13 protein-coding genes and 1 pseudogene are annotated in these 18088 nt (G+C 72.4%); 4 read left to right on the top strand and 10 right to left on the bottom strand.

The annotated features are described in order from the left end of the window. Nucleotides 1–335 precede the first annotated feature (335 nt). Nucleotides 336–1385 carry a hypothetical protein gene (locus tag Sru02f_RS25175; protein WP_167469242.1) on the top strand — a complete coding sequence of 350 codons (1050 nt, stop codon included), beginning with the start codon at nt 336–338 and terminating at the stop codon, nt 1383–1385. After that, complete coding sequence (locus Sru02f_RS25170; protein WP_159107477.1) at nt 1382–2575, top strand: lysylphosphatidylglycerol synthase transmembrane domain-containing protein; 1194 nt, start codon at nt 1382–1384, stop codon at nt 2573–2575. Before Sru02f_RS25175 ends, Sru02f_RS25170 begins: the two co-directional genes overlap by 4 nt. Here Sru02f_RS25170 and Sru02f_RS25165 read toward each other — a convergent pair. Further along, nucleotides 2458–3171 (bottom strand): annotated as a pseudogene (locus tag Sru02f_RS25165) (creatininase family protein); the annotation flags it as partial. The gene Sru02f_RS25170 and the pseudogene Sru02f_RS25165 sit on opposite strands and share 118 nt — an antisense overlap. Before the next feature lie 53 nt (nt 3172–3224). Between Sru02f_RS25165 and ribA the strand changes: the two are divergent. Beyond that, nucleotides 3225–3890, top strand: coding sequence for a GTP cyclohydrolase II (ribA, locus tag Sru02f_RS25160; RefSeq protein ID WP_109028610.1), 666 nt, complete (start codon nt 3225–3227; stop codon nt 3888–3890). Nucleotides 3891–3920: 30 nt separating this feature from the next. Here the strand turns inward: ribA and Sru02f_RS25155 are convergent, their stop codons facing one another. From Sru02f_RS25155 to tkt, 8 genes are all read right to left on the bottom strand, one after another. Further along, complete coding sequence (locus Sru02f_RS25155) at nt 3921–5150, bottom strand: serine hydrolase domain-containing protein (protein WP_109028974.1); 1230 nt, start codon at nt 5148–5150, stop codon at nt 3921–3923. 91 nt (nt 5151–5241) lie between these two features. Next, nucleotides 5242–6732, bottom strand: coding sequence for a membrane-associated oxidoreductase (locus Sru02f_RS25150; protein ID WP_167469209.1), 1491 nt, complete (start codon nt 6730–6732; stop codon nt 5242–5244). 71 nt (nt 6733–6803) lie between these two features. Then, the gene (gnd, locus tag Sru02f_RS25145; protein ID WP_109028612.1) at nt 6804–7685 is read right to left on the bottom strand and encodes a phosphogluconate dehydrogenase (NAD(+)-dependent, decarboxylating); all 882 of its coding nucleotides are present in this window, start codon (nt 7683–7685) and stop codon (nt 6804–6806) included. A 1-nt stretch (nt 7686) separates the two neighbouring features. Beyond that, nucleotides 7687–9339 carry a glucose-6-phosphate isomerase gene (gene pgi, locus Sru02f_RS25140; RefSeq protein WP_109028613.1) on the bottom strand — a complete coding sequence of 551 codons (1653 nt, stop codon included), beginning with the start codon at nt 9337–9339 and terminating at the stop codon, nt 7687–7689. Then, entirely contained in the window at nt 9332–10267 is a 936-nt protein-coding gene (gene opcA / locus Sru02f_RS25135) for a glucose-6-phosphate dehydrogenase assembly protein OpcA (RefSeq protein ID WP_109028614.1), read from the bottom strand. The genes pgi and opcA overlap by 8 nt, the downstream gene beginning before the upstream one ends. Beyond that, on the bottom strand, nt 10264–12042 hold the full coding sequence (gene zwf, locus Sru02f_RS25130) for a glucose-6-phosphate dehydrogenase (protein WP_109028615.1): 1779 nt from the start codon (nt 12040–12042) through the stop codon (nt 10264–10266). The genes opcA and zwf overlap by 4 nt, the downstream gene beginning before the upstream one ends. Continuing rightward, a complete protein-coding gene (tal, locus tag Sru02f_RS25125) occupies nt 12039–13184 on the bottom strand; it encodes a transaldolase (protein ID WP_109028616.1) in 1146 nt (381 codons plus the stop codon). The genes zwf and tal overlap by 4 nt, the downstream gene beginning before the upstream one ends. A 63-nt stretch (nt 13185–13247) precedes the next feature. Beyond that, nucleotides 13248–15344, bottom strand: a complete 2097-nt coding sequence (gene tkt / locus Sru02f_RS25120) for a transketolase (protein ID WP_109028617.1) — start codon at nt 15342–15344, stop codon at nt 13248–13250. A gap of 157 nt (nt 15345–15501) precedes the next feature. On the opposite strand from tkt, the gene Sru02f_RS25115 reads away from it, so the two are divergent. After that, nucleotides 15502–16407, top strand: a complete 906-nt coding sequence (locus Sru02f_RS25115; RefSeq protein WP_109028618.1) for a helix-turn-helix transcriptional regulator — start codon at nt 15502–15504, stop codon at nt 16405–16407. A gap of 79 nt (nt 16408–16486) precedes the next feature. Here Sru02f_RS25115 and Sru02f_RS25110 read toward each other — a convergent pair whose 3' ends face one another. Beyond that, nucleotides 16487–17887, bottom strand: coding sequence for a glycoside hydrolase family 16 protein (locus Sru02f_RS25110; RefSeq protein WP_109028619.1), 1401 nt, complete (start codon nt 17885–17887; stop codon nt 16487–16489). Nucleotides 17888–18088 lie beyond the last annotated feature (201 nt).

The raw sequence follows: 18088 nt of genomic DNA, 5'->3' as shown, positions 1-18088 counted from the left end.
GCGCCGTCCCGGCAGCGGCCGTAGACACCGTCCCGGCAGCGGCCGGGGGCACTGGCCCGGTCGGGCTCGGCCCGCCGGACGCCAACGCCACCGGTTCCCCGAACGCCGTCGTCCACGTCGCGGGCCCGGTCCGCCCGGGCGCCGGACGCCCCGTGGAGCGGCCTGCCGCCGGCCTCGGGGGCAGCCCGGGCGAGGACTGGACGGTCCCGTCCGTCGACCGGCCCGAAGACGGCCCCGCCCGCCCCGCGACGCGGCGGCCGGACGACGCCGCCGCCGAGCCCACGGAGCACCGCGCCGAGCGGCCCTTCGCACGGCCGGTCGCCCACGGGCAGGGGCTGTCCGGCGCCGCAGGGTCCTCCGCCGGGCTGGTCGACGACGAGCCGGGGCGGCCTGCCGCCGGGGGGTCCTCCGACGGGCCGGTCACCGACGGGCAGGGGCGGTTCGGGGCCGGGGGGTCCTCCGACGGGCCGGTCGCCGACGGCCTCGAGCAGTCCTCCGGCGAGCGTGCCACCGTCCGTCTGCGCGGAGCGCCGGTGCGCGAGCACCCTGCAAAGCCCCCGCGCTACGCGCCCGAATGGCTGCGGCTGCGGGAGCCCGCCGATGCCGCCGCGCGGGCGCACGACCTGCTCGACCCGCTGCGGATCAGGCTCGCCAACCTGCCGGGGCGGGCGGACGGGCTGGTGGTGCACGACCTGGGCTGCGGCACCGGGTCGATGGGGCGCTGGCTGGCCCCGCTGCTCGACGGTGCCCAGCACTGGGTGCTGCACGACCGCGACCCCTACCTCCTGCACTTCGCCGCCGTGGCCGCCCCGCGCACCGCCGCCGACGGCAGCCGCGTCACCGTCGAGACGCGGCGCGGGGACCTCGCCCGCCTCACCCCGGACGCCCTGAACGGCGCCGCGCTGGTGACGGCGTCCGCACTGCTCGACGTCCTCACCACCGAGGAGGTCGGCAAGCTCGCCGCCGCCTGCACCGCGGCCGGCTGCCCGGCGCTGCTGACCCTCTCCGTCGCCGGACGCGTCGACCTCACCCCGGCCCACCCCCTGGACGCCGAGATCACCGAGGCGTTCAACGACCACCAGCGGCGCACCGGCATGCTCGGTCCGGACGCGGTCACCGCCGCCGCCGAGGCCTTCGCCGGGCACGGCGCCACCGTACGGACGCACCCCAGCCCCTGGCGGCTCGGCCCCGACGAGGCCGGACTCACCGCCCAGTGGCTGCGGGGCTGGGTCGGTGCGGCCGTCGAACAGCGTCCGGAACTGCGGGCGCGGGCGGACCGGTACCTGGAGGAGCGCCTCGCGGCCTGCGCGGCCGGGGAGTTGCGTGTCGTCGTCCACCACACCGACCTGCTGGCGCTGTGCCGGCCGACGGGCGGGGCCCCGTGAGCGCACCGACTCTGCCGACGGTGTCGACCGCACCGACGGCGGTACTGCCGACGCCGGTACGCCCGCACGCCCCGACCGGCGTCGCGGCTCCCCGCCGCCGCGCCCTGCGCGCCCACCTCGGCACGCTCGCCGGCACCGCCGTCCTCGCCGTGCTCGTGTGGCGGCTGGGGACCGGCGCCTTCCTGGACGGGCTGCGCCGGATCGACGGGCCCACCGTGCTGGCGGCCCTCGGGATCGGACTGGTCACCACGGTGTTCAGTGCCTGGCGTTGGACCCTGGTCGCCCGCGGGCTGCGCATCCGGCTGCCGCTCGCGGCGGCCGTCGCCGACTACTACCGCGCCCTGTTCCTCAACGCGGCCCTGCCCGGCGGCGTCCTCGGCGACGTGCACCGGGCGGTGCGGCACGGGCGGAGCGCCGGTGACCTGGGGCGGGGCGTGCGGGCCGTCGTCCTCGAACGGGTCGCGGGGCAGCTCGCGTTGATGGGTGTCGGGGCCGGCGTACTGCTCACGATGCCGTCCCCGGTGCGCGCCGAGGCACGCCACCTCGCACCCCTCGTGGCCCTCGCCCTGGCCGGCGCGCTCGCCGTCGTCCTCGCCCTGCGCATGAACCGGGCCCCCGCGCGCCGGGGCCGGGCCGTGCGGACGGCGCTCGGTGAGGCACGGCACGGGCTGCTGTCCCGGCGGAACCTGCCGGGCATCGCCCTCTCCTCCGCCGTCGTGCTCGCCGGACACCTCACGATGTTCGTGCTCGCCGCCCGGGTCGCCGGCAGCGCGGCCTCCGTCGCCGCGCTCACACCGCTGGCCGTGCTGGCGCTGCTCGCCATGGGGCTGCCGCTGAACGTCGGCGGCTGGGGCCCGCGGGAGGGCGTCACCGCGTGGGCGTTCGGCGCGGCGGGGCTCGGCGCGGGCACCGGGCTGGGCGTGGCGGTGGTGTACGGCGTGCTCAGCCTCGTGGCGAGCCTGCCCGGCGTCGCCGTCCTCGTCGGACGTCGGTACGCCGCGCGCTACACGCGCTCGCCGTCGGAGCCCTCGGAGCCGTCGGAGTCGTCGTACGTGGACGGCGTCCCCGCCGTCTCGGCCGTCAGCAGTGCGAAATATTCCCCGAAGGAATCCGCCAGGCTTTCCAGTAGTTCCTTCCCCTTTTCCGCCGAACCCAGTGAAGGACGCCCGATGACACCGGAATCGGTGTAGGCGGACATACCGAGGGAGAGCAGATGACGCCGGTCGTCCGCGACGAAATCGGCGGCCTCGTAACCGGGCCTGACCAATTCGGGATGCTTGTGCAGAAGAACGGAGGTCTCGATTTCCCCCGCGTGCATGTCGGTGAGCAGCGAGGTGACCACCCCCGCCCGCCGGCGCGCCGTCTCCCAGTCCTCCGCGGCCGGGAACAGCGCCATCCGCTCGCCGCGTGCCGAGGACTCCTGAACGACGTTGCCCAGCACGTAGTTGCCGCCGTGCCCGTTGACCACGACCAGGGCCCCGACGCCCGAGCGGCGCAGGGAGTCCGCTATGTCGCGCACCACCGCGTGCAGGGTCACGGCGGAGATGCTGACGGTCCCCGGCCAGTCCGCGTGCTCGTGCGAGCAGCCGATCGTCACCGGCGGCAGCAGGTGCACCGGATACGCGTCGGCCACCGCCCGGGCGACGGCGCAGGCGACGAGGGTGTCGGTCGCCAGCGGCAGGTGCGGGCCGTGCTGCTCGAAACTCCCGACCGGCAGCACCGCGACTCCGGAGCCACGCTCGCGCACATCGTCGCTCGTGTCCGCCGGCACCAGTGAAACATCCATTCCGGCACGGCCTTTCATCTCGGTTGAGCAAACTGTTGAGGAACGCGAGAATCATGACAGAAAAAATCGGTGTACTCGGCAAGAAGACGGCACAGCGCACGGACGTGGAGCGGATCGTGATGACGCCGCTTCCCACCGTGTACGGGAAATTCAGGGCGTTCGGCTATTTCGACCACGAACGCGGCGACGAGCAAGTGGCCCTCGTGTACGGCGACCTCGGCGCCGAAGACGTGCTCACCCGGCTCCACTCGGAGTGCCTGACCGGCGACGCCTTCGGCTCCCAGCACTGCGAGTGCGGCGCCCAACTCGCCACCGCGCTCCGGCAGGTGGCCGACGCGGGCAGTGGCGTCGTGGTCTACCTGCGCGGGCACGAGGGGCGCGGCATCGGCCTGCTCGCCAAACTGCGCGCGATGGCGTTGCAGGCCGAGGGCCTGGACACGGTGGAGGCGAACCTCGCCCTCGGCCTGCCGGTGGACGCCCGGGACTACGGCGTCGCCGCGCGGATCCTCGACGACCTCGGGGTGCGTTCGGTGCGGCTGATGTCCAACAACCCGCGCAAGCGCGAGGCGTTGGTGCGGCACGGCATCCAGGTCGCCGAGCAGGTGCCGCTGCTGATACCGCCGTGCGAGTCGAACATCACCTACCTGCGCACCAAGCGGGAGCGGCTCGACCACCACCTGCCGCACCTGGACGCCGCGATGGCACACGTCTCGTCCTGACCGCGAGGAGCCGGACACCGCCGGGCCGGATCAGTCCGTGAGGGCCTCGTGCACGAGCCGCTTCAGGTCCGGGTAGACCGTGTGGGACGACCTCGGCCGCACCTGGGTCATGAACTGCACCGTCAGATCACGGCCCGGGTCGACCCAGAAGGTGGTCGTCGCCACTCCGCTCCAGCCGTAGGTGCCGAGATTGGAGGGCGACCGCGTGCGGCTCGGGTCGGTCACCACGGAGACGCCGAGACCGAAGCCGACGCCGTCGTTGCCGGGTTCGTCGTGCGCCGGGCGGCTGCCGAAGGACCGCAGATCGGCGCCGCCCGGGAGGTGGTTGCGGGTCATCAGGTCCACCGTCGCCGGGGCGAGCAGCCGGATCCCGTCGAGTTCGCCGCGGCGCCGCAGCAGTTCCGCGAAGCGGTGCACGTCGTGGGCGGACGAGGCCAGACCGCCGCTGCCCGACAGGAACCGCGGCCGGCCCCGCAGCGGCAGCCCGGGGACCGGCGCGATGCCGCCGTCCTCGGTCTCGCCGTACAGCTCGGCCAGGCGGCCCGCCTGCGCGTCGGTGACGTGGAACCCGGTGTCCGTCATACCGAGCGGTCCGAAGACGCGCTCGGCGCAGAACACGTCGAGGGGCTGCCCGGACACCACTTCCACCAGCCGCCCCAGTACGTTGCTGGCCACGGAGTAGTTCCACTCGGTGCCCGGATCGAACTGCAGGGGCAGGCTCGCGTAGAGGTCCACCGTCTCGGCCAGGTCGGCACCCGGCCGCACCGAGGACTCCACCCCGGCCGCCCGGTACAGCGCGTCCACGGGGTGGGTGCGGTAGAAGCCGAACGTCAGCCCCGCGGTATGGGTCATCAGGTGCCGGACCCGCACCGGACCGGAGGCGGGGCGGGTGACGACGTTCTCGCCGGTCCCGCCGACGTACACCCGCGGCTCGGCGAAGGCCGGCAGGTACCGGTCGACGGGGTCGTCCAGCGCCAGCCGGCCCTCTTCCACCAGGGTCAGCACCGCCACGGACGTGACGGGCTTGGTCATGGAGTAGATCCGCCACAGTGTGTCGGCCGTCACCGGGAGTCCGGCCGCGACGTCCCGCTGTCCGTGCACGGTCAGATGGGCGACGCGGCCGCCGCGCGCGACGGCCACCAGGAACCCGGGCAGCCGGCCCTCGTCGACCTGCCGGGCGAAGTGCAGGTCCAGCCGGGCCAGCGCCCCGGGGTCCAGCCCGGCCGCACCCGCCTCAACCTCCTGCCGCAGGGGTGGCATCGCCATCGCTCTCCTTGATCGTTCGTTCGGGACGCGTCCGGCATACCCCGTACCCGCCCGCTCGGAACTCCCGCCCTCCTTACGGAGATCCTCACTGGCGGCTGACGGTGCGGGTCAGACCCGTGATCACGGTCGTGGCCAGGATCCAGCCGGTGATGACCAGGACGTAGGAGAGCGTCTGATACCCGCCCTTGGGCGAGAACGCGTTCTCCTGACCGAAGGAGATCACCGGCAGCAGCAGGTCCAGCGTGTAGAAGACCGGGTTGAAGCCGGGGGCCTCCTCCGGTTTGAGTGGCGGCGGGTGGTGCAGTCCGTAGACGACCGAGCCGACCGCGAGCAGCGACAGCAGCCAGCCGCCCGCGCGCAGCGGACGGAAGCCGTAGCCGACCGCGATGTCCTGGAGGTGCCCCCACAGGCGGCCGTACCAGGGCAGGGTGCGCCGGCGCCGCCGCTGCTTGGCGAGCTGTACGAGGCGGGCCGCGTCGTCGTCACCGATGCGCCGGTAGGCGGCGGTCAGCTGCTCGTAGGTGAAGGGGAGGTAGCTGTCCCCCTTCTCCAGCATCGGCAGCCGACGCTCGGCGGGCTCGTGCGGGACGAGCGACGTGTAGGTGAGGTCGTTGAGCTGGACCCAGGCCGGCACCACCTCCGGCTGGAGGAACAGCACGTCCACCTGGGCGCGGCGCAGATTGAGCGCCCCCTGCACCGCCGGGCCCTCCCGCAGCCAGAGTTCGCCGATCACGCAACTGCTGGCACGCAGCGCGGTGTTCCCGGCGTTGGCCAGCCGGGCGTGCGACAGGTCCAGTCGGCCGGGTATCCGGGCACCGCGCAGCTCCAGCCGGCCCCGGACGTCCGCGCGCCGCAGCAGTACGTCGGCCTCGGCGGCGAGCGTCTCGGCCTGGACGGCGGTGCCGCCCGGCCGGTCCAGCACCGAGTCGTTGAGGTTGACGGTGCCGGCCACCCGGGCACCGGTGAGCCGGACCTCGCCACCCGCGCGCAGACCCGGCGCCCACAGGTCGGCGCCCAGCACCGCCTGGTTCAGCTGGAGCACCGGCCACTCGGTGTCCGGCGTCTCGATGCGGGTGCTCTCCAGGTACAGGCTGCCGGTGACCTCCGCCCCCGCAAGCCGCACCGTACCGCTGAACCGGGCCCGGGTCAGCCGCAGTACGCCCTCCACCCGGACCGCGTGCGAGATCAGCCCGGGCAGCACGGACTCGCTCAGGTTCAGCTCGCGCAGCCGGGCTCCGTAGAACCTCGGGGCCTCGTCGAAGTGGCAGTGCCGCAGCCGCACGGGGTGGTCGACCGTGGCGTACTGCAGGTCCAACCGTCCGGTGACGCGGGCGCCGGCCAGGCTGAGCGCCGCGACCCGGCCGTCCTCCCGGGGGCCGTCCAGGAGCAGGGACCGCAGCACGCTCGCGCGCACGGTCCGCTCCGGGCCCCAGGCGCCGCCCACGGCGGGGTCGTCGAAGTCCGCGGCGGAGGAGTCCGCGGCGGAGGAGTCCGCGGAGCGGAAGTCCACGTCGGTGCCCGAGGCGAACGCCCGCCAAAGACGCGACTCGGCCGGTGTCAGGTCGTTGATCTCCATCAGGGAGGGACTCTGACCCGAACCGGCCGAGCACGTCAACGCGCTTTCCGGACCGCCCACTTCCCGGGCGGCTACTTCTTGGCCGACTCCACGGCGTGGCCACCGAACTGGTTGCGCAGCGCGGCGACCATCTTCATCTGCGGCGAGTCCTCCTGGCGGGACGCGAACCGCGCGAAGAGGGAGGCCGTGATCGCGGGCAGCGGCACGGCGTTGTCGATCGCCGCCTCCACGGTCCAGCGGCCCTCGCCCGAGTCGTCGGCGTAGCCGCGCAGCTTCTCCAGGTGGTGGTCGTCGTCAAGGGCGTTGACGGCCAGGTCCAGGAGCCAGGACCGGATGACGGTGCCCTCCTGCCAGGAGCGGAAGACCTCGCGGACGTTGTCCACGGAGTCGACCTTCTCCAGCAGCTCCCAGCCCTCGGCGTAGGCCTGCATCATGGCGTACTCGATGCCGTTGTGGACCATCTTGGAGAAGTGCCCGGCGCCGACCCGGCCCGCGTGGACGTAGCCGTAGGGGCCGTCCGGCTTGAGCGCGTCGAAGATCGGCTTGAGGTCGTCGACGGTCTCCTTGTCGCCGCCGACCATCAGGGCATATCCGTTCTCCAGCCCCCACACGCCGCCCGACACACCGGCGTCGACGAAGTTGATCCCGCGCTTGCCGAGGTCCTCGGCGTGCCGCTCGTCGTCCGTCCAGCGGGAGTTGCCGCCGTCGATGACGGTGTCACCGGGCTTGAGCAGCGTCGCCAGCTGGTCGATGACGTGCTGGGTGGCACCGCCGGCCGGGACCATCACCCAGACCGCGCGCGGCCGCTCCAGCCGGTCCACCAGCTCGACCAGGCTGTCGACGTCGGCCCGGTCGGGATTGGTGTCGTATCCGACGACGGTGTGGCCGGCGTTGCGCAGGCGCTCGCGCATGTTGCCGCCCATCTTGCCGAGACCCACAAGACCGATCTGCATGTCAGTGCACTTCCTTCAGTTCGCGGTAGGCGGCCACCAGCGCGGCCGTGGACGGATCGAGGCCGGGCACGTCCGCGCCCTCGGTGAGGGCCGGTTCGACGCGCTTGGCGAGCACCTTGCCGAGTTCGACGCCCCACTGGTCGAAGGAGTCGATGTTCCAGATCGCGCCCTGGACGAAGACCTTGTGCTCGTAGAGGGCGATGAGCTGGCCGAGGACGGAGGGGGTCAGTTCGGCGGCCAGGACGGTCGTGGTGGGGTGGTTGCCGCGGAAGGTCTTGTGCGGGACCAGTTCCTCGGGCACTCCCTCGGCGCGTACCTCGTCCGGGGTCTTGCCGAAGGCGAGGGCCTGGGTCTGGGCGAAGAAGTTGGCCATCAGCAGGTCGTGCTGAGCCTTGAGTTCGTCACTCAGCTCGGCCACGGGCCGCGCGAAGCCGATGAAGTCCGCCGGGATCAGCTTCGTGCCCTGATGGATCAACTGGTAGTACGCGTGCTGCCCGTTGGTGCCGGGCGTGCCCCACACCACCGGCCCGGTCTGCCACTCCACGGGATTGCCCTCGCGGTCGACGGACTTGCCGTTGGACTCCATGTCCAGCTGCTGGAGGTACGCGGTGAACTTCGACAGGTAGTGCGAGTACGGCAGCACCGCGTGCGACTGCGCGCCCAGGAAGTCGCCGTACCAGACGCCCAGCAGGCCGAGGAGCAGCGGCGCGTTGGCCGGGGCCTCGGCGTTGCGGAAGTGCTCGTCGACGATGCGGAAGCCGTCGAGCATCTCCCGGAAGCGGTCCGGGCCGATGGCGATCATCAGGGAGAGGCCGATGGCCGAGTCGAAGGAGTAGCGGCCGCCGACCCAGTCCCAGAACTCGAACATGTTGGCCGTGTCGATGCCGAAGTCCGCGACCTTCTCGGCGTTGGTCGACAGGGCCACGAAGTGCTTCGCGACCGCCTTCTCGTCACCCCCGAGGCCGTCCAGCAGCCAGGAGCGGGCGGACGTGGCGTTCGTGATCGTCTCGATGGTGGTGAAGGTCTTGGACGCGATGACGAACAGCGTCTGAGCCGGGTCCAGGTCCCGGACCGCCTCGTGCAGGTCGGCGCCGTCCACGTTGGACACGAAGCGGAGGGTGAGGGAGCGGTCGGTGAAGGCCCGCAGCGCCTCGTAGGCCATCGCCGGACCGAGGTCGGAGCCGCCGATGCCGATGTTGACGACGTTCTTGATGCGCCGGCCGGTGTGGCCGGTCCACTCGCCGGAGCGGACCCGGTCGGCGAAGCCGGCCATCTTGTCGAGCACGGCGTGCACCTTGGGGACGACGTTCTCGCCGTCGACCTCGATCACCGCGTCGCGTGGGGCCCGCAGCGCGGTGTGCAGCACCGCCCGGTCCTCGGTGATGTTGATCCGCTCACCGCGGAACATCGCGTCGCGCAGCCCGGCCACGTCGGTCGCTGCGGCCAGCTCCTGGAGCAGGGCCAGCGTCTCGTCGGTGACCAGGTGCTTCGAGTAGTCGATGCGCAGGTCGCCGACGCGCACGACGTAGCGCTCCGCCCGCCCGGGGTCCTGGGCGAACAGCTCGCGCAGGTCCGGGTGGGGCAGCGTGCCCTTGGCGTGGTCCGCGAGCGCGGTCCACTCGGGCCGCTGGTTGAGCTTCGGGGTGTCAGACATGGACAGGGGTCTCCTTGCCGGCCTTGCCGCGCAGGGCGACGGCGTACATCTCGTCGGCGTCGAGGCGCCTGAGCTCCTCGGCGATGAGTTCGGAGGTGGGGCGCACCTTCAGGGCGACGGAGCGCGAGGGCTGACCCGGCAGGGTCATCGTGGCGAGCGGGCCCTCCGGCCGGTCGACGACGATCTCGCCGTTCGCCGTGCCGAGGCGGACCGCCGTCACCACCGGGCCGTCGGTGACCACGCGGTCCACGCGGACGCCGAGGCGGGCCTCCATCCAGCGGGCCAGCAGCTCGGCGGCCGGGTTGTCGGCCTCGGCCTCCACGACCGCGGAGGTCACCGGTACCCGGGCCTGGTCCAGGGCCGCGGCCAGCATCGAGCGCCACAGCGTCAGCCGGGTCCAGGCCAGGTCGGTGTCGCCGGGCGCGTAGGCGCGGACCCGGCGCTCCAGGACCTCCATCGGCCGTTCGACCGTGTAGAGGTCGGTGATCCGGCGCTGGGCCAGCGCGCCCAGCGGGTCCTTCGCGGGGTTGTCCGGCGCCTCCACCGGCCACCACACGACGACCGGCGCGTCCGGCAGCAGCAGCGGCAGCACCACCGAGTCGGCGTGCTCGGACACCTCGCCGTACATGCGCAGGACGACCGTCTCGCCGGTCCCGGCCTCGGAGCCGACCCGGACCTCGGCGTCGAGGTGCGAGCGGGTGCGGTCGCGCAGGTTGCGGGGATGGCGCTTGATGACGACCAGGGTGCGCGAGGGGTGCTCGTGTGAGGCCTCCTCGGCGGCCTTGATCGCGTCGTAGGCGTTCTCCTCGTCCGTGACGATGACCAGCGTGAGCACCATGCCCACGGCCGGGGTGCCGATGGCCCGGCGGCCCTGCACCAGCGCCTTGTTGATCTTGCTTGCCGTGGTGTCGGTCAGGTCGATCCTCATGGCCTGCGCCAGCTCCGTCCGTCTCGTGCGAGCATCTCGTCCGCTTCCCGCGGTCCCCAGCCGCCCGACGCGTACTGCGCGGGCTTGTCGTGCGAGGCCCAGTACTCCTCGATCGGGTCGAGGATCCGCCAGGACTCTTCCACCTCCTGGTGGCGCGGGAACAGGTTGGCGTCACCCAGAAGGACGTCCAGGATCAGCCGTTCGTACGCCTCCGGGCTGGACTCGGTGAAGGACTCGCCGTACGCGAAGTCCATCGACACGTCCCGGATCTCCATCGACGTGCCCGGCACCTTGGAGCCGAAGCGCACCGTCATGCCCTCGTCGGGCTGGACGCGGATGACGATGGCGTTCTCGCCCAGCTCCTCCGTCGCCGTGGAGTCGAAGGGCGAGTGCGGGGCCCGCTGGAAGACGACCGCGATCTCGGTGACCCGGCGGCCCAGGCGCTTGCCGGTGCGCAGGTAGAAGGGCACCCCGGCCCAGCGGCGGTTGTCGATGCCGAGCTTGATGGCCGCGTAGGTGTCCGTGGTGGAGGCCGGGTCGATGCCGTCCTCCTCCAGGTAGCCGGGCACCTGCGCGCCGCCCTGCCAGCCGCCCGCGTACTGCCCGCGCACGGTGTGCTCGCCCAGGTCGTCGGGCAGCCGCACGGCGCGCAGCACCTTCAGCTTCTCGGTGAGCAGCGACCGCGCGTCGAAGGCGGCCGGCTCCTCCATGGCGGTCAGCGCCATCAGCTGGAGCAGGTGGTTCTGGATGACGTCGCGGGCGGCGCCGATGCCGTCGTAGTAGCCGGCCCGGCCGCCGATGCCGATGTCCTCGGCCATCGTGATCTGCACGTGGTCCACGTAGGACCGGTTCCAGATCGGCTCGTACATCTGGTTGGCGAAGCGCAGCGCCAGGATGTTCTGGACCGTCTCCTTGCCCAGGTAGTGGTCGATGCGGAAGACCTGCTCCGGGTCGAACACCTCGTGCACCAGCGCGTTCAGGTCGCGGGCGCTGTCCAGGTCGTGGCCGAACGGCTTCTCGATGACCGCACGGCGCCAGGAACCCTCGGGCGCGTCGGTCAGCCCGTGCTTCTTGAGCTGCTGGACGACCTTCGGGAAGAACTTCGGCGGCACGGAGAGGTAGAAGGCGTAGTTGCCGCTGGTGCCGCGGGACGCGTCCAGCTCCTCGACGGCCTTGCGCAGCTGTTCGAACGCGTTGTCGTCGTCGAAGTCGCCGGGGATGAAGCGCATGCCCTCGGAGAGCTGCTGCCAGACCTCCTCGCGGAACGGCGTGCGCGCGTGCTCCCTGACCGCGTCGTGCACGACCTCGGCGAAGTCCTGGTCCTCCCAGTCCCGGCGGGCGAAGCCGACCAGCGAGAAGCCGGGCGGCAGCAGGCCGCGGTTGGCCAGGTCGTACACGGCGGGCATCAGCTTCTTGCGGGACAGGTCACCGGTGACGCCGAAGATGACCAGCCCGGACGGGCCCGCGATGCGGGGGAGACGGCGGTCCTGGGGATCGCGCAGCGGGTTGCTCCAGTCGAGCGGTGCCACCGGCTCCACGGCCCGGCCGGCCGCACCCTTGCCCTTCGCCGCCCTGGCCGCGCGGGACGCCCCGGTCTTCTTCGCGCTCCGGGACGACCCGGACGCGCCGGCGGCCTTCGCCGCTCCGGCGACGCGGGCCTGCTCGGCCTCCTCGGCGAGCGGCGGTCCGGCCGCCTCCTGCGCCGCCCGGGCCTCCTTGGCTTCCTTCGTCGCCTTGGTCTCCCGGACCGTCGTAGCGGGAAGCTCCTCGCTCATTCCCCGTCAACTCCCTTGCTGTCGAGGGACTTCGTCACGGCGGCGAGCAGCTCCTGCCAGGCCGCCTCGAACTTCGCCACGCCCTCCTGCTCCAACTGCTCCACCACCTCGTCGTACGACACGCCGAGCCGCTCCACGGCCGCGAGATCGGCCCGGGCCTGGGCGTACCCGCCGGTGACCGTGTCGCCCCGTACGTCGCCGTGATCGGCGGCGGCGTCCAGGGTGGCCTCCGGCATCGTGTTCACGGTGCCGGGGGCGACCAGCTCCTCCACGTACAGGGTGTCCCGGAATGCCGGGTCCTTCACACCGGTGGACGCCCACAGGGGGCGCTGGGGGTTGGCGCGGGACCCCGCGAGGGCGGTGAAGCGGTCGCCCGCGAAGACGTTCTCGTACGCCTCGTAGGCCAGTCGCGCGTTGGCCAGTGCCGCCCGGCCGCGCAGGCCGAGCGCCTCCTCGGTGCCCAGCAGGGACAGGCGCTTGTCGATCTCGCTGTCGACGCGGGAGACGAAGAACGACGCGACCGAGTGGATGCCGGCCAGCTCGATCCCGGCCGCCTGCGCCTTCTCCAGGCCGGCGAGGTAGGCGTCCATCACCTCGCGGTAGCGCTCCAGGGAGAAGATCAGCGTGACGTTGACGCTGATGCCCGCGCCGATGACCTCGGTGATGGCCGGGAGACCGGCCCTCGTCGCCGGGATCTTGATCATCACGTTGGGGCGGTCGACCAGCCAGGCCAGCTGCCGCGCCTCGGCGACCGTGGCCCGGGTGTCGTGGGCGAGCCGGGGGTCGACCTCGATGGAGACCCGGCCGTCGCGCCCGCCGGTCGCGTCGTACACCCCGCGCAGCACGTCGGCGGCGGCGCGGACGTCGGCGGTGGTCATCATGCGGACCGCCTCGTCGACGGTGACACCGCGGGTCGCCAGGTCGGCGAGCTGCTCCTCGTACCCCTCGCCGGAGCCTATGGCGGCCTGGAAGATGGACGGGTTGGTGGTGACGCCGACGACGTTCTTCGTCCTGATCAGCTCGGCGAGGTTGCCGGACTCGATCCGCCGCCGCGACAGGTCGTCGAGCCAGACGGACACGCCCTGGTCGGCCAGGCGCTGGAGTGCTCCCGCGGTGGCGGTTGCTTCGGTCACAGTGATCATCTTCTCTTTCTGCCCTCGGATCGAGGTCGAAACGGGTCCGGACCGGGATGGGATCCGGTGGGATCAGCCGCGAGCGGCGGCCAGGGATTCCCGGGCGGCGCCGGCCACGTGCCCGGCGGTGAAGCCGAACTCGGTGAACAAAATCTTCGCGTCGGCGGAGGCGCCGAAGTGCTCCAGGGAGACGATGCGTCCCGCGTCCCCGACGTACCGGTGCCAGGTCAGGCCGATCCCGGCCTCCACGGCCACCCGGGCCCGCACGGACGGCGGCAGCACGCTCTCGCGGTAGGCGCGGGGCTGCTCCTCGAACCACTCCACGGACGGCATCGACACCACGCGCGTCGCGGTGCCCTCGGCCTCCAGCGTCTCCCGCGCGGCCATCGCGAGCTGCACCTCGGAGCCGGTGGCGATCAGGACGACGTCCGGGGCGCCGGAGGAGGCGTCGGCGAGGACGTACCCGCCGCGTGCCGCGTCCGGGTTCGGGGCGTAGGTGGGCACGCCCTGGCGGGTGAGGGCGAGGCCGTGCGGCGCCGGGTGGGTGGAGTGGCGGCGCAGGATCTCGGCCCACACGGTCGCGGTCTCGTTGGCGTCGGCGGGGCGGACGACGTTGAGGCCGGGGATCGCGCGCAGCGAGGCCAGGTGTTCGACCGGCTGGTGGGTGGGCCCGTCCTCGCCGAGGCCGATGGAGTCGTGCGTCCACACGTACGTCACCGGCAGCTGCATCAGCGCGGACATGCGCACCGCGTTGCGCATGTAGTCGGAGAAGACCAGGAAGGTGCCGCCGTAGATCCGGGTGTTGCCGTGCAGGGCGATGCCGTTCATCTCCGCGGCCATCGAGAACTCGCGGATGCCGAAGTGCACGGTGCGGCCGTACGGGTCGGCGCCGGGCAACGGGTTGCCCTCCGGCAGGAAGGACGACGTCTTGTCGATCGTCGTGTTGTTCGAGCCGGCCAGGTCGGCCGAGCCGCCCCACAGTTCGGGCAGCACCGGGCCGAGCGCCTGGAGGACCTTGCCGGAGGCGGCCCGGGTGGCGACCGCCTTGCCGGTCTCGAACACCGGCAGGGAGTCCTCCCAGCCCTCGGGCAGCCGGCCGGCGACCACCCGGTCGAACAGCTCCGCGCGCTCGGGGGCGGCGTCGCGCCAGGCGGCGATCCGCTTGTCCCAGGCGGCGTGCGCCTCGGCACCCCGGTCCAGGGCCCGGCGGGTGTGGGCGAGGACCTCGTCGGCGACCTCGAAGGACTGCTCCGGGTCGAAACCGAGGACGCGCTTGGTGGCGGCGACCTCGTCCGCGCCGAGGGCGGAGCCGTGGGAGGCCTCGGTGTTCCGGGCGTTCGGGGCGGGCCAGGCGATGATCGTGCGCATGGCGATGATGGACGGGCGGCCGGTCTCGGCCTTCGCCGCCGTCAGCGCCGCGTGCAGCGCCTGCACGTCCACGTCGCCGCTGTCGGCGGGCTCGATGCGCTGTGTGTGCCAGCCGTACGCCTCGTAGCGCTTCAGCACGTCCTCGGAGAACGCGGTCACGGTGTCGCCCTCGATCGAGATGTGGTTGTCGTCGTAGAGGAAGACCAGATTGCCGAGCTTTTGGTGACCGGCGAGCGACGAGGCCTCGGCGGAGACGCCCTCCTGGAGGTCGCCGTCGCTGACGATCGCCCAGACCGTGTGGTCGAAGGGCGACTCGCCCTCGGGGGCTTCGGGGTCGAACAGGCCGCGCTCGTAGCGGGCCGCCATCGCCATGCCCACCGCGTTGGCCACACCCTGGCCCAGCGGCCCCGTGGTGGTCTCCACGCCGGCCGTGTGCCCGTACTCGGGGTGGCCCGGCGTCCTGGAGCCGTGCGTGCGGAAGGCCTTGAGGTCGTCCAGCTCCACCTCGTACCCGGCGAGGAAGAGCTGGGTGTAGAGGGTCAGCGAGGTGTGGCCGGGGGAGAGGACGAAGCGGTCACGGCCGGTCCACTCGGGATCGGCGGGGTCGTGTCGCATCACCTTCTGAAAGATCGTGTAGGCGGCCGGGGCGAGGGCCATCGCCGTACCCGGGTGACCGTTGCCCACCTTCTGCACGGCGTCGGCCGCCAGGATCCGGGCGGTGTCCACGGCACGCCGGTCGAGTTCGGTCCATTCGAAGCGGTCCGCGCCGTCCACTGTCTGCTTGCTCGACTGCGTGCTCATCTTCAAGAAATCCTCGATCGGAGCGAAGTAGCTGGTCTGACGCGTTCAAACTTAAAAGTCTGACTTTTGGGAGTGAAGGTCGTGGTGTGTCAGCCTGTGGTGAAACTGGGACACGCCCCGGCCGCGGGGCACACGGGCGGGACGGTACGAGACGGACATGGCGGACGAAAGAAGCCAAGGCGGCGGCGACGGGATCAGAACGTTCCCCTTCCCGGTCGATCTCAGCCTCCTCGGAGTGGGCATGCAGGTCGGTCCCATGGGCGCCGGCCGCACCTGGCACGCGCAGGCGCCGCTGCACCGCGTGCACCGCATCGACTTCCACATCGTCATGCTCCTCACCGGCGGACCGGTCCGTCACATGATCGACTTCGCCGAGTACGAGGCGTCGGCCGGCGACCTGCTGTGGATCCGTCCCGGCCAGGTCCACCGCTTCGCGCCGGAGGCCGAGTACCGCGGAACGGTGCTCACCATGCAGCCCGGCTTCCTGCCCCGCGCCACCGTGGAGGCCACCGGCCTCTACCGCTACGACCTGCCGCCCCTGCTCCACCCCGACGAGGCGCGGCTCGCCGGACTGACGGCGGCGCTCGACCAGTTGCGGCGCGAGTACGAGGACGCGACCACACTCCCGCTGAGCCTGCACACGGCCGTACTGCGCCACACGCTCTCCGCGTTCCTGCTGCGCCTCGCCCACCTCGCGGCCGGTTCCGCGAGGGCGGCGCGGCAGGGGCGGGCGGAGACGCCGGGGGACAGCACCTTCATCCTCTTCCGGGACGCGGTCGAGCGGGGCTTCGCCACCAACCACAGCGTCAGCGCCTACGCCGACGCGCTCGGCTACTCCCGCCGCACCCTGGTGCGCGCGGTGCGCGCCGCCACCGGTGAGACGCCCAAGGGTTTCATCGACAAGCGTGTCGTCCTGGAGGCCAAGCGGCTGCTCGCCCACACCGAGCTGCCGATCGGGCGGGTCGGCGCGGCGGTCGGCTTCCCGGACGCGGCGAACTTCTCCAAGTTCTTCCAGCAGCACACCGACCAGACACCGGCCGCCTTCCGGGCGGAGCTGCGCTGAGCGACGCCGCACGGCGCGACGAAGGGGCCCCACGGTGCGTGGAGCCCCTTCGCCTCTCCTGCGGGGGGTCGGTCGCCGCTCAGTGGCCGAAGCCGAACCAGTTCACGTTGACGAAGTCGGCGCTCTGGCCGCTGGTGAAGGTCAGGTAGACGTCGTGGGTGCCGGTCACCGAGGCCATGTTCGCCGGGATCGTCCGCCACGACTGCCAGCCGCCCGTGTTGCCCACGGCGAAACTGCCGACCGGCGTGCTGGTGCGGCTGTCCAGGCGCACCTCGACCAGGCCGCTGACCCCGGCGGCGGCACCGCTGGCCACCCGGGCCTTGAACTGGGTCGCCGCGCTCGAACCGAACTCGACGCCCTTGTACTGCACCCAGTCGCCGTTGGCGAGGGCGCCGAGGTTGCTGCCGCCGCCCGAGTCCGAGGTGCCCTCGGTCAGGGTGCCGGACTGGGCGTCGTACGACTCCGCCTCGATGGCGCTGTACGCGTCGCGGTCACCGCCGGTCGGCGGTGGCGTGGTACCGCTCCCACCGGCCGACAGCACCTGGACGTAGTCCACGAGCATGGAGTGGCCGGGCTGGGTGCCGCCGTCCGGGCCGCCGCCGAAGGCGTCCGGGAAGCCGCCGCCCATCGCGACGTTCAGGATGATGAAGTAGCCGTGGTTGGTGGCGTTCGCCCAGGTCGTCGCGTCGACCTGGTTGGCGCGGACGGTGTGGAAGTTGTTGCCGTCGACGTAGAAGCGGATCTCCTCGACGCTCGTCGAGCGGTCCCACTCCACCCGGTAGGTGTGGAAGCCCGCCTGGCAGGTGGCGCCGGGGCACGGGGTGTTGCCGCCGATGCCGCTCGTCTCGTTGCAGGGGCCGCCGGGCGAGGTGCCGCAGTGCAGCGTGGACCAGACCGTGTTGAGGCCCTGGGTGTTCTCCATGATGTCGATCTCGCCGACACCGGGCCAGTTCCAGTAGTTGCCGCGGTAGGGCGCGCCGAGCATCCAGAACGCCGGCCAGTAGCCCTTGGCGGCGGCCCCGGTGACGTTCGGGACCTGGATACGGGCCTCCACGCGCAGCTTGCCGCCGGCCGGGGGCTCGAAGTCGGCCCGCTTGGTCTCGATGCGGCCCGAGGTCCAGTTGCCGGCGCCGTCGCGCTGCGGGGTGATGCGCAGGTTGCCGCCGCCGTCCAGCGAGACGTTGCTCGGGGACGACGTCATCGTCTCGATCTCGCCGGTGCCCCAGTTGGCCGGGCCGCCGGGGTACGAGGTGCCGGTGTCGTACTGCCAGTTCGCGGTGTTCACGCCGGAGCCGGCCGCGCCGTCGAAGTCGTCGGCGAAGACCTGGGTCCAGCCGGACGGGGGCGGCGGAACGGCCGCGCCCGCCGACGGGCCCGTGACGGTCGTCGCCGCCGCGGCCAGGCCGAGCGTGCCGACGACGGCCACCAGCGCCCGGCGCAGCGGCCGGCGTCTGGGCGGGTTGCCGGATGTCTGACTCATGTGGGGGTCGCCTCTCGATGCGGGAGTGGGAAGCGTTACGCCCCGAGCGCGCTCCGCGGGGAGACGTTTGAGAGCGCTCTCAGAGTGCGGCCAATGTGCTCCGGGAGGCCGCCGCCGTCAAGAGGTGAAGCCGAGAAAGTCCTTGCGGGGCCGGGGAGTTCAGCCCGTGAACGTCGTGAACGTCACGAAAGTGCCGGGCCG

This window comes from Streptomyces rubrogriseus, from assembly GCF_027947575.1.
GTDB classification, from domain to species: Bacteria; Actinomycetota; Actinomycetes; order Streptomycetales; family Streptomycetaceae; genus Streptomyces; species Streptomyces rubrogriseus.
The sequence above is the reverse complement of the archived record's forward strand: the minus strand, read 5'-3'. Positions and strand labels throughout refer to the sequence as shown.